Origin of the sequence: Polaribacter sp. Z014 (assembly GCF_023555435.1) — a bacterium.
Lineage (GTDB): Bacteria > Bacteroidota > Bacteroidia > Flavobacteriales > Flavobacteriaceae > Polaribacter.
Genome location: NZ_JALCZP010000023.1, coordinates 25,270 through 43,070 on the forward strand (window position 1 = coordinate 25,270; position 17,801 = coordinate 43,070).

Here is a 17,801-nt window from a genome sequence, read left to right on the forward strand (position 1 = left end):
TTGATTTAGTATCGATTCAAGAAATAGTTGTAAAAGATCCATTAAGAGTTCATGCAGTAGCCAAAATTATACGCTTACTATGACAGAAAAAGAAACGATTATAAAATACATTTTTGAAATGAATGCGGACGCCTTATCATTAATCTTAGATGATAACAAATCATACATGGATGTTTCAAAAGAAACCTTTATAAATAAGTTGAAATCTAAATTTTCAGATCTAAATAATCAGGGAATAACTCAATTTGCAAAAGTTATTAAAGGATATTGTGCGGGCGGAGATCAGTGCAAGAAAAAAGGCTGTGGAGGATATTTATTTCTTACAGAAGACAATCAGTCTCTTAATTTAATATTTGAGGAAGAAAATGATATAGTAATTGATATTTATAGATGTTCAAACTTTCATAGTGAAACACCTGTTCTAGTTAAACGAGTAATTTTTTTTTGTTTTAAAGAGTATGAGAAAGTAAATTATGTCCCCTCTAAAAGGCACTTGTTTTTACAATCAGAGATTGAAAGAATTTATAAGGAATTTAAAGAATTTAGTAATGATGTTACACTGATCGAAGATTTTTGTATTTGGAGTGACAAGGTTGCAGTATTTTATAGTGATATTCAGATATTTGAAAAGATGAATTTCATCTCACCTTATAGTCTTTTAGGATTAATAAGTAGTAACTCATACATTAAAGAGTTATGTACTTTAAATCCTTTAGCAAAGAAAGCTTTAGAAGAGTATAATAATTTAGACCTTTCAAATAAAAAAGAACTGATTAAATGGGTGCTGCAGTATGAGGAGGATGCTGTATCCTATGGGGATTATGAAAAAGTAGATAATTGGCAAGTTAATAACCTTATTTTGCATGGTTGCGATGAAAGTGTTGTCTTAGATTGTAAATTATATGCAGAGACTTTACAGTTTAATGATACTCATGAAAGACAGTATAATTTACTTTTTGAAGAATATAGAATGACTAGTGCAGAATATAGAGAAGAACTAGCTAAAAATGAAAATTTCCAATTCGATCTTAGAGATTTTGTAAAATATAGAGGTATTGATATTTCAGATGAAAGCGATTTTTAATTATTTAAGTTTCGGACCATAATTACCAATTTAATCGCAGTGTGATATCTAAATTAAAACCTAATAATTTCTATAAAATGAGAACCCAAAAATTATGTTATTTAGCAATTATCTTAATTTCTTTATTATTTATCGAATGCAATAAGAAGGCTAGGAATTCTAGTTTAAAACCATCGAGAAAAGACACTATTAAAGAAGTGCATCAGAAAGAAAATATTGATTATGAAGCAATATATGACGCTCTTGTAGAAGAGTATAAACCTGAAAAAATTACAGAAGAGGAATTTCTTAACTTTAAGAAAAAGAGTAATTATATTAAGGAGATAGAAGCATACGATGCTAAAAATTCAGTTGAATTTTTTGGAGGAAAAGAGAATGAGGAAAATATTAATTACGCTCCAATTGCAACAAGAATAAATGAACAAGAATATGGAAATAACACCATTCTGTTTGGAGATTTAAACGGAGATCATAAAAGAGATTGCATTATTAGTGTTTTTAGATCTAATCATTATGATGAGGTAACTTTCTTTTATGTGTTTATAAATAGGGGAACAACTTTTAAATTAGAAGACGTAACCAATGAAACCGAAATTTGTGGGTGTAAAAGCAATTTTTGGCCAAATATATTTAGATATCAAAAAATAGAAGACGGTTTTTTAAAAGGAATCTCTACGTGTCATTATAACGATGCGCATTGTTGCCCGTCTATATATTTTAAAACAAAAGTTAAGTTTATTGATGGAAAACTACAGTTTTATAGTACAAATTTTGTAATGGATGAAGGTATAAAATACAGACCAACACCTAATTTAGATTCGATTATTTTTAAGAAGAAAGATTTAAGAAAGTAAGATAAAACAATGAAGAAAAAAGTACATGAATTAAGATTATATCTACAAAGGATTTATCGTCTATCAATAAAGATTAACAAGCATGAAGAAATAGTTTGGAATCATTTAAAAAAGGTACATGCAGAAAATGATTGGAAATCTGGGATTTATGAAAAAGATAAGTTTATTGAGACTTTTTTTAAAACGGATAATACAAAATCATTCGCTTTTAGTTATTTTATTTTCGATTCTGGCTTTCATTGTATGTCTAGAGTGATAGAAAAATTTCCGACAGAGATCACAACAGATTTATTTATTCTAGCCTCTCATTTTAATAATATATTGAATAATGGAGTTGTAAAAGTAAATGTAAATAATCAATGTGTGGAGTATCATATTAACAGTGATCTTTTAATCAATTTGTTGTATCCTGGCGAAATAAATAGACAAATAGAGCGTCATTTTTCTACTTCAAAAGATGTTTTTTATGCATTTCAAAGGCTTATTATAGAGCAAGAAGCACCCGCAATTATAATTGCAGATTTATTAAAGTCTAAAGAGGTAATTGATGAGAAGAAAGAGTAATTATAATATCAATAAAATATAAATTATGTTTAAATCATTATTTAATAGAACAAAAAAAACTCAAGAAAAATCTAATACTCAAGAAAAGTTTAATGAACATAAACATTATTTTTCTTTATTAGTAAAATCATATTTAGTGAAAAATGGATTTATTCAAGAGGAAAATTTAACATGGAATTCTGAAGTAGAAGAAAACATAAAAAGAATTCAATCTGCATTGTCTTTTGAAGATAATATTGAATGGGTAATTATTGAAGAATGGAATTTGGTTTTAAAAGAGAATAGAAATATAATAATAGAAACTTTCCTAGAAACATTTTATAATAAATTCCATAATTACAAAATATCTAAATATGCACCAGATTATGTACAAGAAAGAAATATAAAAATTGAAAAAGCGTATGATTCATCGATAGAAACTATAACGAGAATTCAAGGATGGTTAGATGATAAATTATTAAGATCTAGAATTGAAAGTGACACATTGAGTACAAATGAAAATTTTTCTACAATTAAAATGTGTAGTACTCCTTTTTGTATCATTTCATTAGGTTCTGACACTTTGGGAAGATATAGTATTGTTTACAGTCTTGATCATCGAATTATCCAAATGATATCCAATGATTTTACAAGTACATTAATACGTAGAATTTATGAATTTACCTCTGGAGAAATGGAGTCATTTGTTGCTATTGGGTCATTGTATGAAGATTGTTTAACGTCGTTTAATAATTTATTAAAAAGAACTGAAATAGAAACAAATCATAAAGTCATAAACAAAGAACGTAATAAAGAAAAATCAATTGAGGATATGTTAAGTAAAATTGAGTTAAAGGATAATTTAGATTAGGGGGCAAAAAAGGGTTTACTAAATAAAAGAAAATAAGAGAATGACTAAAAAGCAGATTTTTTATTAATTTGAATTTATTTCAGATTCTTATCTTTATTGGTTTTTGGTAAATTGAGATATTGAAACAAATAGGGGGTGATAAAATTTAGTTCTATTTTGACACCTTCTTTAAATTTATATGCTACAAGAAGTTCTGTCCTCTCTATTTTATATTCCTAATTTATTTTTGTTTTATTGTTGAGATATTACTGTTTAATAATTCATAAAATAACTGTAATAATTTTATTAAAAGTATTACAGATGTAAAATTAGATTGTTTTCATTTTATTCCCCATAAGCTATAAATGTAGTTTTATAACTCATCATTAATTTTGAACTTCTGTTTTATTAAGACTTAAATCAGTAAAAAAATATTTATTTTTGCAATCTAATATGAATGCAGAAATCGTTTATCAGGTAGTTAAAGCACTTTCAGTAGAGGAGCAAAGATTGTTGTTTATTAAATTGAACAAAGAATTTGATAATGTACTTCCATCTAAAAAAAAATGCAAAAAAAAACTAATTATTAGTGATGAAGAGGCAATAGCCTATTTGATTAAAAATGTGTTTTCTAAGAGTAAATTAATCAAAAAGTAGATGTTTATATATCAATTGTATGTAGACTGATTGCAAAATGAAGTTTAACTATTTCTAAAATTATTTTTCACAATACTGGAATATTTCAATTACTAAAATATAAAACTTGTAGATGGTTCCTTAATAATAATCTAGTTTATATTTTCTTTGAAAAAGCCTACTTTGTTTTAAATAATATTATTACTACACCCTAATAGGTATAAATATTGTTTTTAATTAAATTTTACACCCTAATAGGTATAGTTATCGAATATTTCACTACATTGTACCTATAAAGGTATACTATGATAAACTGGGATAGAGAAAATAACATCGCCCAATTTGTAAGGGAAAGGCGTAAGAAAGCAAAACTAACACAAGTAGAGTTGTCTGACTTTACAGGGGTCGGTTTGCGTTTTGTACGCGAACTAGAACAGGGTAAAACAAGTCTAATGTCAGACAAAGTAAATCAGGTACTCTTATTTTTCGGACACACATTAACTCCAACACCTATAAGCGATGAGACAAGGCGAAATATGGGTAAATAATACATTGGCAGGTGTTTTAACTGAAAATGACAATGATTATAGTTTTGAGTATGAAAAAACATACTTAGAAAAAGAAAATGGCATACCAGTTAGTGTAACGCTACCATTACAAAAAGAATCTTTTATATCAGAACAACTATTTCCTTTCTTCGATGGTTTAATCCCTGAAGGTTGGTTATTAGATATTGCACACAAAAACTGGAAAATAAACCCAAGGGATCGAATGGGATTATTACTAACCACTTGCAGAGATTGTATTGGTAATATTAGCATTATAGAAAAAGTATGAAGTATTGTTTAGCCTGTCATAAAAAACTAAATAAAGGAGATAATAATTATCACCAAAAATGTCTTGCCAATTTTTGGCAAGAAGATACACCTGTGCTAGAACTAGATTATGAGTTATCACAAATAGAAGATTTAGCAAAAGAAAATGTAGCACAACGTATTATTGTAACAGGAGTACAACCCAAATTATCGTTAGGTTTTACGGAAGAGAATGCTCAAAAAAGATTAACTATTGTAGGGGCTTTAAATGGAAGATATATTTTAAAACCACCGTTTCAATTATATCCACAAATGCCAGAAATTGAGGCTTTGTCTATGCTGTTAACCCAAGCTTGTGGTATTGCAACAGTACCTTTTTTATTAATTCCTTTAAAAGATGGTTCGTTAGCCTATTTAACAAAACGTATAGATCGAAATGGAAAGGGAGAGAAATTCCCAATGGAAGATGCTTGTCAATTTACCGAACGCTTAACGGAACATAAATACCGTGGTTCTTACGAGCAAATAGCAAAAGGTATTTTTAGGTATACACAAAGCTCTTTACTGGAAACCGTAAAGTTTTATCAACAAGTGATTGTATCTTTCCTGATTGGAAATAACGATATGCATTTAAAGAACTTTTCTATAATAGCAGAAGATCATAAACATTATGAGTTATCACCTGCTTATGATATGGTAGCTGTAAAATTATTGATACCAGAAGATCAAGAAGAATTGGCATTAAATCTTAATGGGAAAAAACGAAAACTGAAACGTGAAGATTTTAATGAGGCAATGATAAGAGGTCACATACCAGAAAAAGCTATTGAAAATCTTTGGAAACGTATCGAAAACGGAATGAAAAATTGGAAGGAACTTATTAATAATAGTTTTTTAAAAGAAGAGAATAAAAAACTATTATTAGAATTAGTAGAAAAAAGAAGAAAACAACTTGAATTATAGTTTTAAGTTGCTAAAAAAAATAATTGCAAATGAATATATTCAACGTACATAATCAAATTATAAGTGATTATAAATCGTATATTAATAGTTTTTTATTAATTAAAGATCAAAGAATAAAAGAAAAAGTTGAAAAAGAGTTAGAAGAAGGTCGACTTTGGCCTGAGCCATTAATTCAATTTAATCCTACATTCGAAAAAGGGACTTCAATTAAAGAATTAGCAGATAATCATATTGTAGATAATAGATTAAATGATTGTTTTAAAGGATTTGATTTATACCGTCATCAAGTAGAAGCTATAAAAAAAGGAGTTAGTGGAAATAGTTTTATTGTTACTTCTGGAACAGGTTCTGGTAAATCATTGACTTTTTTAGCTACAATTTTTAGTGACTTATTAAAGAATAATTATGCTCCCGGTATAAAAGCTATATTGGTTTATCCAATGAATGCTTTAATTAATTCTCAAGAAGAAGAAATAAAAAAGTATGCCGAAAACTTTAAAGAGAATACAGGTAAGGAATTTCCGTTAACATTTGCAAAATACACGGGGCAGGAATCTGGTAGTGATCGAATAGACATTAGAGATAACCCGCCAGATATAATTCTTACTAATTATATGATGCTTGAGTTAATTATGACAAGAGCTTCAGAAAGGTTAATGCGCGACTCTATTTTTAATAACTTAAGCTATTTGGTTTTTGATGAATTACATACATATAGAGGTCGTCAGGGAGCAGATGTATCTTTATTAATTAGAAGAATTCAAGCTTCTTCAGTTAATGAATTAATTTGTATTGGAACTTCGGCAACTATGGCAAGTGGAGGTGCTTTGTCGGATCAAAAATTAGCAGTAGCAAAAGTAGGGAAACAAATTTTTGATAAAGAGTTTAATGAATCTCAAATTATAGGTGAGTATTTAGAGAATACAACCATCAGTAATACTATAAATTTTAAAGAAGTAGCAAGGGGTTTAAAAGAGGATATAGATCTATCAGGATCTCCAGAGAAATTCATTAATGATCCATTGGCTATTTGGTTAGAAAATAAAATTGCATTAAAATTATTAGAAGATAAAACGACAACAAGAGCAACTCCAAAAACTTTATCAATAATAGGGCAAGAATTATCAGAAGATACGGGTCTAGAGCAAGAATTATGTAAAAGTAAATTAGTTGATTTTCTTAAATGGGCAGAGAATTTAAATGAGGAAGCTTCTAAAATGAATAACCGTAAAAGTTATTTACCTTTTAAATTTCATCAATTTATAGCGCAAACAGGTAACGTTTCTGTAACCATGGAAATTCCTGTTGATAGGCAAATAACGCTAGAAAATACGTTGTATACTAGAGATGACGAAACCAATGAGGAGCTTTTTGTGTATCCTGTGCTATTTAGTAGATATTCCGGCCATGAATTTATCTGTGTAAGAAAAGATTATAAGAATGGTCTTTTAACACCTAGACACCCTAGTGATTTACCAACAAAAATAACAAAAACGTCTTTATCTGGTAGTAAAGCTTTAGGTACAAAAAAAAGACAATTAGGGGCGTTAGATTTTCCTGATGGATATATTTTATTTGACAATAATCAGCCAGTTTGGAAAGATGATGATGTTTTTGATTTACCTGAGAATTGGAAAAAAAAGAGTGATGAAAGAATAATTGAAAATTTTTATGAGTCTAAGGTTCCTCAAAGAATTTGGATTGATAAAAAAGGAAATTTTTCAGAAAATGAAGATGCTTCTAAAACACAAGCTTGGTTTTTACCTTGTCACTTATTATTAGATCCAACATCAGGTGTAATCTTTGATTCAAAAGTTCATGAGTTTACCAAGCTAATGAGATTAGGAAATGAAGGGAGAAGTACTGCAACAACGATAACAGCTTTAAGTACAATAAAAGCACTAAATCAAGAAAAATTAGACCCAAGTTTACAAAAGTTATTGAGCTTTACAGATAATAGGCAAGATGCTTCGCTTCAAGCAGGTCATTTTAATGATTTTATTTCAACCGTTCAATTAAGATCTGCAATATATTATGCGCTTTTAGAGAATAAAGGAGGATTAAATGCTAGTAATATTGCAAATAAGACTGCTGAAAAATTGGCACTGAAAGAGGTTGAATACGCAAGGCGACCTTCTGAAAATCCAAAATATCCAGTTGCTAAAAATATAGAAATGCTGGAGGAATATTTATTCACCCGCATACTTTACGACCTAAAACGTGGTTGGCGTTACAACACTCCCAATTTAGAACAATGTGCATTATTAAATATTGATTATAACACATTAAAACAATTGTCGGAAGATGATGAAGAGTGGGAAAACATTGCGTTAATGAATACATTACCTGTTTCAGATCGAAAAGATGTATTAAAACAAATAACAGCCTATTTTAGAACTTCTTTTGCTTTAGATCACCGTAAATTAGAGGACAGTAAAAGAATGGAATTGGCCAATGAAATAAAGGATAAGTTAAGGGTTGATAGCAATTGGTGTTTAGATGAAAACGAGCCAATTGATGCTCCTGTTACTTTAATTCCGAGAGGTGTTGGTAAGTTGCCTTATGGCGTGCAGACTGCAGGTTGCGGACATTTAAGTGCTTTAGGAAAATATTTCAAAAGACTATTTAACCAGCATCAAGGTGAAATACCTTTTAAAGGGGATGAATTAACCGACTATATGGTGAAAATATATGAGGTAATGTGTGGAGCTAGAATTCTTACTCGTTCTGAAGTTAAAGGAAGAAAAGGTTCTGTAACTGGATATCGCTTAGATCTTGATCAGGTTCTCTGGAAATTAGGGGATGAGAAAAAAGTGGAATTAGACAAAGTTAGAATTAATACAATTTCTGATCTTGTAATAAAACCGAACACTTATTTTCAAGACTATTATAAAATCAACTACGCAGATTTAAATAAAAATATTTATGGAGCTGAGCATACAGGTCAATTACCTTCAAGTGACAGACAAGAGAGAGAAATAGATTTTAGGTCAGGAAAAATATCAGCACTATTTTGCTCACCAACAATGGAGTTAGGAATTGATATTAGTAGTATGAATGTGGTGCATATGCGAAATGTTCCACCAGGTCCTGCAAATTATGCGCAAAGAAGTGGACGAGCAGGAAGAAGTGGGCAAACGGCATTAGTGATGACATACTGTTCAAACAATTCGCCTCATGATAGAAATTATTTTGACAATGCTACAGAAATGGTGGCTGGTGTTGTGGCAGCTCCAAAATTAGATTTATCAAACCAAGAGTTGATCATTTCTCATTTAAATGCATATATTTTTATGGAGTTGGGCTTGTCTCAAGTAAAAACCTCAGTTGCTGAAATTTTAGATTTATCACAAATAGATGAATTTCCTATTAGAGAAGATATCGAAGCTTTTATAAAAGAACAGATTGAATTGAATCAAGGCAAATGGATCATTCAATTTAAAAAATCCTTAAAAAATATACTTCCTCAATTAGAGGAAAGCAACTGGTATTCTGATAAGAAATTAGAAAATCAAGCTAAAAAATACTTTGAGATTTTAGATTATAGCTTCCATCGTTGGAGGGAGTTATACAGAAACGCAACGAAAATGATTAATAGAGCACGTATGATTATGGATGATCCTACAATTAGATCAAGTGCTCAAGAAAAGAAAAATGCTAATAAAGACCATTTTTTAGCACAAAGACAAAGAGAACTTTTATTAAATGATTCTCGAAATCACAACTCACAATCAGAATTTTACATCTTTAGATATTTAGCTGCAGAAGGTTTCTTGCCAGGGTATAATTTTACACGTTTACCAGTAAGAACATTTATTGGTAATAGAGATAAAGGAGAATACATTTCTAGACCTCGTTTTATTGCATTAAAAGAATTTGGACCTAACAATCTTATTTATCACATGGGAAATAAATACCGTGTAAATAGAATGATGTTAACGGATTCTGAAAATTTATTACATAATTTAAAAATTAGTAAAACTACGGGATATGTGTTCTTGGATGATGAAGGAACTAGTATTAATAATGACCCGATTACAAATGTTGAATTAAACAATGAAGATACTTTAGAAGTCAAGCCCAATTTATTAGAATTAGCAGAAGGCCAAACAAAGCTAATGGAGCGTATTTCTTCACAAGAAGAAGAACGTGCTTCATCAGGTTATGATATTGAACAATATTTTTCTTTTGCAGGAGGAATTAGAAATACGCAAAAAAGCCAATTGACTTATAACGGAGAATTGTTATTAGAATTACGTTATGGTCCTTCGGCTAGGTTATTGCAAATGAACCGTAAATGGAGAAGATCTAAGCCTGGAGAAGAAAACGGATATAATATTGGATTAAATACAGGTTTTTGGAAAAACCCTTCTGAAGAAGAAAAAGAGCCGGAAAAAGATCCTATTAGAAAAGTACATGTATATGCAACAGATACAGCAGATGTTTTATACATACAACCTGTAAAAACATTAGGGTTAGATGAAGATGGTGTTATTACGCTAACTTATGCTTTAAAAAGAGCTATTGAGAAAATTTTCCAAATTGAAGAAAGCGAATTAGGTGCTTGGAATATGGGGTCAGGAGAACATTCTAATATCTTGTTATACGAAGCTGCTGAAAGTAGTTTGGGAGTACTTTCTGAATTGATTAAAAATCCTGAAAAGCTAAAAGAAGTTTTTAAAGAAGCCTACAGAATCTGTTACTACAATCCTGTTACATTAGAAGATGAAAAACCGGATGCTTTACGTGCTTCTTATGATGATTTACTTTCATATTACAATCAAAGACATCATAAAGTAATAAACAGAGAGTTTATAAAAGAGCCTTTAGAACTACTTTTTAACGCAACTATAGCAGTTGGTAAAAACGAGCAAAGTACTTACCATAAGCAATTTGAATTTTTAAAGGATGCGTATGATAAAAGCTCATCAACAGAATTAAAGTTTTTAAACCATCTGTACAACCAAGGTTTGGCACTACCAGATAGAGCTCAGGTTAATTTTAAAGACTATTATATTTCCGCAGATTTCGTGTATGATAATCATGATAATGGTACGCAAACATTTGTATTTATAGATGGTTCTGTGCATGATAAAGAATCGGTAATAGAAGATGATCAGAAAAAAAGAGGTTTATTATCAGATGCAGGTTACGATGTAATTGTATGGAGATATGACCAACAATTAAATGAGTTAGTAGAAAGTAGAAAAGATATTTTTAGAAAAGTAATTGACAATGAATAAAGAACATAAACCAGGGACTTTAATTGATTACAGAGGGAGAAGTTGGATAGTAATGCCTTCGGACGATAAAGAGATTTTAAATATAAAACCGTTAGGTGGATCAGATCACGAAATGACAGGTATCTTTTTACCTATTAAAATCCCTGGGCAAGAAATTAAAAATACAGAAATAGCGTATCCAGAGAAAAAAGATATTGGTGATTTCCAGTCTGCTAAATTATTATTTCATGCTGCAAGATTATCTTTTAGAAATGCAGCAGGGCCTTTTCGATGTATGGGAAAATTATCTTTTCGTCCACGCTCGTATCAAGTAATACCATTAGTAATGTCGCTGAAACAAGACGTTACTCGATTGTTAGTTGCAGATGATGTGGGGATTGGTAAAACCGTAGAAGCTTTAATGATTTTAAAGGAAGCTATGGAACGTGGAGAGGTAGATCGTTTTGCGGTGATTTGTTTGCCTCATTTGTGTGAACAGTGGCAGTCTGAATTAAAAGACAAACTAGATATTCAAGCAGAAATTATTCGTTCGTCTACAATTGCTGGTTTAGAAAGACAAATACCAGATGATAGAAGTGTATTTCATCATTATCCTTTTCAGGTCATCTCTATAGATTACGTGAAACAAGATTCTAAAAAAGGAATTTTCTTAACAGATTGCCCTGAATTTATCATTGTAGATGAAGCACATACGTGCACACTACCTGCAGGAGCAAAATCTAAAACGCAACAACAACGCTATAGTCTTTTAAATGATATTGCTAAAAATGAGAAAAGACATTTGTTGTTATTGACAGCAACACCACACAGTGGAAAAGATACAGAGTTCCGCTCTCTTTTAGGCTTGCTAAATCCTAAGTTTGATGCGTTAGATTTTGAAAACATTACACAATCTCAAAGAAAAGAGTTATCCAAATATTTCGTCCAAAGAAAAAGAGCCAATATTAAAAGATGGTTGAATGAAGATACTCCATTCCCTGATAGAGAAACAAAAGAAATAGGGTACACGCTAAATACAGCCTATAAAAACTTTTATACAGAAGTCTTAAGCTTTGCCCAAGGAATCACTAAAAAAGGAGAAGAAAACAAAAAAGGAGCTGCACATTATTGGGCTGCTTTGGCATTGTTAAGAGGCGTAATGTCTAGCCCTAGAGCAGGTCTAGAAATGCTAAAAGTAAAAAGAGCAAAACAAATTACTAGCGAGATTATTCAAGATGAAAATCCATTATTAGATCCTCAAAATGAAGACTCTGATGTTTTGGAAACCGATTTAATGGAGCAATTAGAGTTGCAGTCTGAAGATGTAATTACTATTGATAATTTAATTGCACAAGTAGAGCAATTAATGACCTTAAAAAATGATAACAAAGCAAAATTTGCTACGGATCAAGTAAAAGAATGGGTTGCAAAAGGTGTTTATCCAATCATTTTTTGCAGATACATAGCAACTGCGAAATATTTGGGAGATTTATTAAAAGATGCTTTACCAAATAATGTAGATGTGCAAACAATTACATCTGAATTTGCAGATGAACAGCGTAAGGAAATGATTGATGCTATGGGCAAAAGCGAGAAACGCGTGTTGATTGCAACCGACTGTTTATCCGAAGGAATCAATTTACAAGAACATTTTACAGCAGTATTGCATTACGATTTACCTTGGAATCCAAACCGTTTAGAACAACGAGAAGGGCGTGTAGATCGTTACGGGCAACAAGCAGAAACCGTATATGCATATTTGTTATGGGGAGAAGACAACCCTATAGATACGGTAGTATTAAAAGTATTGATTAAAAAAGTTAGAGACATTCAAAAAGCAACGGGAGTTTCTATTGTTATTGGAGACGAGAATAAATCTATTATGGACTCGGTGTTAAAAGAAGTATTATTAGATCCCTCAAAAGCAGCCTTTAGTGATAATCAAATGGCCATAGATTTTGGAGATGAAGTTTCTAACGCAAATAAAATAATCACCAATCAATTAGAACAAGCAAAAGAGAAGGCAGAAAAGTTGCGTAGTATTTTTGCACACGAAAGCATCAAACCAGAAGCTATTGAAAAGGAGTTGAAAGAAGTAGATGAAGTTATAGGAGATGTTACTACTGTAGAAAGTTTTGTGGTACAAGCCTGTAGAACGCTTGGAGCTACCGTAAGCAATGAAAAGTCAGGCTATGTTTTAGACCCTGTGAATTTACCTGAGCATTTAAAAAGAACTTTGCCAGAAGTACCTCAAATTCCATTAAGTTTTGTGTCTCCAACACCTAGAGGAAGAATCTATATTGGTCGTAATCATAAATTAGTAGAACAATTAGCGCAGTTAATGATGTCTTTGGCTTTTGAGCCTAAACAAGGGGTCAATCATATTGCACGTGCAGCCGTAATTCAAACAGATGCTGTTTCAGCTAGAACTACCATTGTACAATTTAGAGTTAGAAATGTAATTAAAGAAGTGAATAGAAATAAAGAGGTAATTGCAGAGGAATTATATTTATGGGGCTATTCAGGAAAAGAAGATGAAAAAGAAATTCTAGATTATCCAACCTGTAAAGGTTTGTTAAACGAGGCAAAAAGTGCCGTAAACATTTCGCACGAGCGTCAAGAACAAATATTTTCTGAAGTAAAAGAAACCTATCAGTCTTTAAAAAGTGAAGTACAAACTTTATCGGAAGAACGCGCCATGCATTTAGTAGAATCTCATGGAAGGTTTAAAGAGCTAGTTGGAGGAAGAAGGTATGAAGCTGTGCATCCTGTTTTACCGCCAGATGTTATCGGAATCTATGTATTAATGCCAAAACCTAAAATGCTCTAGACTATGAAATTTTCAAGCATCAATATTCAAGGAAATATAGTTTCTTCAGAGATTTTAGATAAAATCCGTTCAGAAGAAAAATTCAAACATCAATCACCAGAAGCTTTTGGTTTATCCCGTACAGCATCTTTAAGAGATGAAATAGGAATGTCTTGGGCGATCATGAGAACGCATTGGCAAGCCTATAAAAAAAGACTAGAAACTTTACCTAAAGGAGATACAGGTACCACATTAACCAGAGAGCGTTTAATTATTCCTTTGCTAAGTGAGTTGGGTTACGAAGTCCATCGTCAGAACGCGCAAATAGTCAATGGTAAATCGTATGCCATTAGTCATAATGCTACCAATAAAGATCAGTATCCAATTCATATTATGGGGTATAATGATCATTTAGACAAGCGTAGAGATTCTGGTGGTCCGCGTTTATCGCCTCATGCATTGGTACAAGAGTATTTAAATAATACCGAGCATTTGTATGCTTTAGTAACCAACGGAAAGCAATTACGATTATTACGTGATGCCACGCGTTTGGTGCGTATGAGTTATTTGGAGTTCGATTTAGAACGTATGTTCGAAGAAGAGCTCTATGCCGATTTTTCACTGCTATTTCGTGTGCTGCATGCCACACGAATGCCAGATAAAATAGATGGTGGTTCAGAAAGTGTTATAGAATACTACCATCAAGAAAGTATGGCTTCGGGTACGCGTATTCGAGAAAAGCTAAGTGAAGCGGTAGAAAACTCTATAAAAACATTGGCAAACGGGTTTTTAGAAAATGCTAAAAATACGGAACTAGTCATGTTGTTTAACGATAATAGCATTTCTTCTAGTCAATATTATACACATCAATTAAGGTTGATTTACCGTATTCTTTTTCTAATTGTTTTAGAAGAACGTAAATTAATTTATCCTGATGATTTAACGGAAGATCAACAACGTCTAAGAGAAGTCTATTATCGTTATTATAGCATAGAGCGTTTGCGCACATTAACAGAAAACAGAGTGTATGTAGATGCTGATAAATATGATTTATGGGAAAGTTTAAAAACCACTTTTTTACTATTTGAAGAGGAAGACTACGGAACCAAATTAGGTATAAAACCATTGGGAAGTGGTTTGTTTGCTCCCAATGCCATTGGTATTTTAAAAGAGCAATTTTTAAGCAATGGGAATCTAATAGAAGTTTTAAAACGATTAACAACCTTTGTAAACGAACAGAAAATATTAGTTCGTGTTAATTATTCCGATTTAGATGTTGAAGAATTTGGTTCTATTTACGAAGGCTTGTTAGAATACGATCCTAAAGTAGAAAAGATAGGAAGTGTATACCAATTTAGTTTTGTAAAAGGAGACGACCGTTCTAGTTCGGGTTCGCATTACACGCCAGAAGAATTGGTAAAACCTTTAATAAAACATTCCTTAGATTATATTATTGCAGATAAGCTAAAAGAAGAAAACCCAGAAGAAGCATTACTCTCTATTACAGTCTGTGATGTGGCATGTGGTTCTGGACATATATTACTCTCCGCAGCTCGTAAAATAGCCACAGAATTGGCAAGTATACGTGAAGGTGCAGAACAACCTTCGCCAACGTATTATCGTGCAGCCATGAAAGATGTAATACGCAACTGTATTTACGGAGTAGATTTAAACCCATTAGCTGTAGAATTGTGTAAAGTAGCCTTGTGGTTAGAAGCACACAACCCCAACGAGCCTTTAAACTTTTTAGACCACCACATTAAATGTGGAAATGCTATTGTAGGTTTAGCCCATTTTGAAGAATTACAAAACGGTATTGCAACCGAGGCTTTTAAAACCTTACCAGGAGACGAAAAAGAGTTTGCAGCAACGCTAAGAAAGAAAAATACAGCAGAACGCAAAACCAAACAAATTAGCACCTTCGATACAGAAAAAGAAGATGTAAACTTACAAGGCATACAAAAAGAATTTACAACGTTTGTGCAATTGCCAGAAACGACACCTGAAGAAATTACAGCAAAAGCAGCAGCTTATAAAAACCTAACAACAGATGAAAAATGGTACCGTTTAAAAAATTTGGCAGATTTACAAGTAGCACAGTTTTTCATACCCAAAACCGTTGAAAATAGAGAAAAACTAACCACGAATGAAAAGTATAAAACTTATTTAAACTCTGGTGCACAAATTATAGACCGTGGAGCTGCATCTGCAATGGCAGTAGAAAAGCGATTTTTTCACTGGTTTTTAGAATTCCCACAAGTGTTTAGTAATGAAGGTTTTGATTGTATTTTGGGAAATCCTCCGTATTTGGGGGGTGCTAAAATAAGTGGACATTATGGACGGTATTTTTTGAATTTTCTTTTTTCAAGTTATGAAGGGTCAAAAGGGCAAACGGATCTTATTGCTTACTTTTATAGAAGAATATTCGATATTTTGAATAGAAAAGGATTTCAAGGTTTAATTACAACGGAAACAATATCAAAAGGGGACACAAGGTCTTCTTCACTAGAAATAATTCTTAACAATTTTGGTGAAATTATCTTTGCTATTAAATCTATTAAATGGCCTGGAGAGGCAAATGTACAAGTTGGATTAAATGTGATTTCTAAATCTAAGCATCATGATATTCAAAAAGTATTAAATGATAAAAATGTTGATTTCATTAATTCATTTATTTCAGATCAGTTAGAGTTAAAACCTTATAAATTATTATTTAATAGTAATACAATTTTTAAGGGAACAGATATATTAGGAACTGGTTTTTGCATAACACAAGAAGAAAAGGATTCCATTTTAAATGATAAAAACAAGAGTATAATTTTTCCTTATATCAATGGTTCCGACCTAAATAATAATGTTGATTTTGAAGGGTCAAGATGGATTATAAACTTTTTTGATTGGAATGAGAAAAAGGCGAAACAATTTCCAAAATGCTATAGTATAATAGAGAAACGCGTTAAGCCTGAAAGAATGCTTAATAATCGTGAGATTTATAAAAGAAAATGGTGGCAGTATGGTGAAAAAAGAGTAGGTCTTTATTCTTCTATAAAAAATATAGATTTTTGTTTTGCCGGTGCAGCATCCTCAAAATACTTAAATATTGTTCGGTTAAAATCAGAACAAGTTTTTTCAAATCGTCTTTTTATTATAGCAAAAGATGGATTTGAATTTTATGCTATATTCCAATCTTGTTTAAAAAATGTTTGGTCTTGGGAATATGGAGCAAAACAAGGAGGAAGCACATTAAGCTATTCAACTAAAGATTGCTTCGAAACTTTTCCTTTTCAATATTTGAATAATAAAAAAATAGATAGTTTTGGATTTCTTCATCATGAGATTCGTTCTAAATTTATGAAACAATATAATATTGGATTAACTGAGTTTTATAATAAAATTCACTCAAAAATTGATTCAAATTTATTTGTAGAATTTTTAAGTATTCAAGAATCAATGGATAAAGAAATTTTAGCAACTTACGGTTGGCAAGACATTAATTTACGTCACGATTTTTATGAGGTAGACTATTTGCCAGAAAATGATAGAGTCCGTTATACCATTCACCCAGAAGCTCGTAAAGAAGTTTTAAAACGTTTGTTATTACTAAACCACGAGCGTTTTGAGGAGGAAGTTTCCAAAGGTTTACATAAAAAGAAAGATGTGGTTGCTTTTTACCAACAAAAAGGTACAGAAATACCAGAAAACACGGTGTTTAGTGATGGTAAAAAGAAACCTGTGAAAAGAAAAAAAGTGACTAAAGTAGAAGAACCACAAGCACAATATGGCTTGTTTAATGCAGAGGTTGCTGTAGTAAAAGACGGTAGTAAGGTCACTATTAAAAATGAAGACGGGTCTTTATCTAAATATCATATTAGTAAAACAGCGGTTAAAGGCAAATTTACAGAAGGGTTTAAACAAATAGCTACAAGTTCTACGTTAGCAGAAATTATGTTGGGTAGAAAGGTGAATGATAGCTTTTCTTTTGGAGGAGTTAAGTATGTTGTTTTGGAGGTAATTTAATAAATATA

General features: G+C 31.2%; 11 protein-coding genes. All 11 read left to right on the forward strand.

The features are described from left to right. Positions 1–79 precede the first annotated feature (79 nt). The 11 genes from MPF19_RS16615 (at position 80) to MPF19_RS16665 (ending at position 17,793) form a co-directional block, all read left to right on the forward strand. Positions 80–1,084 (forward strand): hypothetical protein, encoded by a 1,005-nt coding sequence (locus MPF19_RS16615; RefSeq protein WP_249989325.1) that lies wholly within the window; start codon positions 80–82, stop codon positions 1,082–1,084. 77 nt (positions 1,085–1,161) lie between these two features. Further along, a complete protein-coding gene (locus tag MPF19_RS16620) occupies positions 1,162–1,938 on the forward strand; it encodes a hypothetical protein (RefSeq protein WP_249989326.1) in 777 nt (258 codons plus the stop codon). 9 nt (positions 1,939–1,947) lie between these two features. Continuing rightward, the gene (locus tag MPF19_RS16625; RefSeq protein ID WP_249989327.1) at positions 1,948–2,502 is read left to right on the forward strand and encodes a hypothetical protein; all 555 of its coding nucleotides are present in this window, start codon (positions 1,948–1,950) and stop codon (positions 2,500–2,502) included. Between the two features lie 25 nt (positions 2,503–2,527). After that, positions 2,528–3,352 carry a hypothetical protein gene (locus MPF19_RS16630; protein ID WP_249989328.1) on the forward strand — a complete coding sequence of 275 codons (825 nt, stop codon included), beginning with the start codon at positions 2,528–2,530 and terminating at the stop codon, positions 3,350–3,352. A gap of 432 nt (positions 3,353–3,784) precedes the next feature. After that, a complete protein-coding gene (locus MPF19_RS16635) occupies positions 3,785–3,988 on the forward strand; it encodes a hypothetical protein (RefSeq protein ID WP_249989329.1) in 204 nt (67 codons plus the stop codon). Positions 3,989–4,272: 284 nt separating this feature from the next. Further along, positions 4,273–4,515, forward strand: coding sequence for a helix-turn-helix transcriptional regulator (locus MPF19_RS16640; protein ID WP_249989330.1), 243 nt, complete (start codon positions 4,273–4,275; stop codon positions 4,513–4,515). After that, positions 4,487–4,804: a HipA N-terminal domain-containing protein gene (locus tag MPF19_RS16645; protein ID WP_249989331.1), complete on the forward strand. Its 318-nt coding sequence runs from the start codon at positions 4,487–4,489 to the stop codon at positions 4,802–4,804. Before MPF19_RS16640 ends, MPF19_RS16645 begins: the two co-directional genes overlap by 29 nt. Beyond that, positions 4,801–5,745 carry a HipA domain-containing protein gene (locus tag MPF19_RS16650; protein WP_249989333.1) on the forward strand — a complete coding sequence of 315 codons (945 nt, stop codon included), beginning with the start codon at positions 4,801–4,803 and terminating at the stop codon, positions 5,743–5,745. The genes MPF19_RS16645 and MPF19_RS16650 overlap by 4 nt, the downstream gene beginning before the upstream one ends. 29 nt (positions 5,746–5,774) lie before the next feature. Continuing rightward, positions 5,775–10,988, forward strand: coding sequence for a DEAD/DEAH box helicase (locus tag MPF19_RS16655; RefSeq protein ID WP_249989335.1), 5,214 nt, complete (start codon positions 5,775–5,777; stop codon positions 10,986–10,988). Beyond that, on the forward strand, positions 10,981–13,797 hold the full coding sequence (locus MPF19_RS16660) for a DUF8741 domain-containing protein (RefSeq protein ID WP_249989337.1): 2,817 nt from the start codon (positions 10,981–10,983) through the stop codon (positions 13,795–13,797). The genes MPF19_RS16655 and MPF19_RS16660 overlap by 8 nt, the downstream gene beginning before the upstream one ends. A gap of 3 nt (positions 13,798–13,800) precedes the next feature. Next, positions 13,801–17,793, forward strand: coding sequence for an Eco57I restriction-modification methylase domain-containing protein (locus tag MPF19_RS16665; RefSeq protein ID WP_249989339.1), 3,993 nt, complete (start codon positions 13,801–13,803; stop codon positions 17,791–17,793). Positions 17,794–17,801 lie beyond the last annotated feature (8 nt).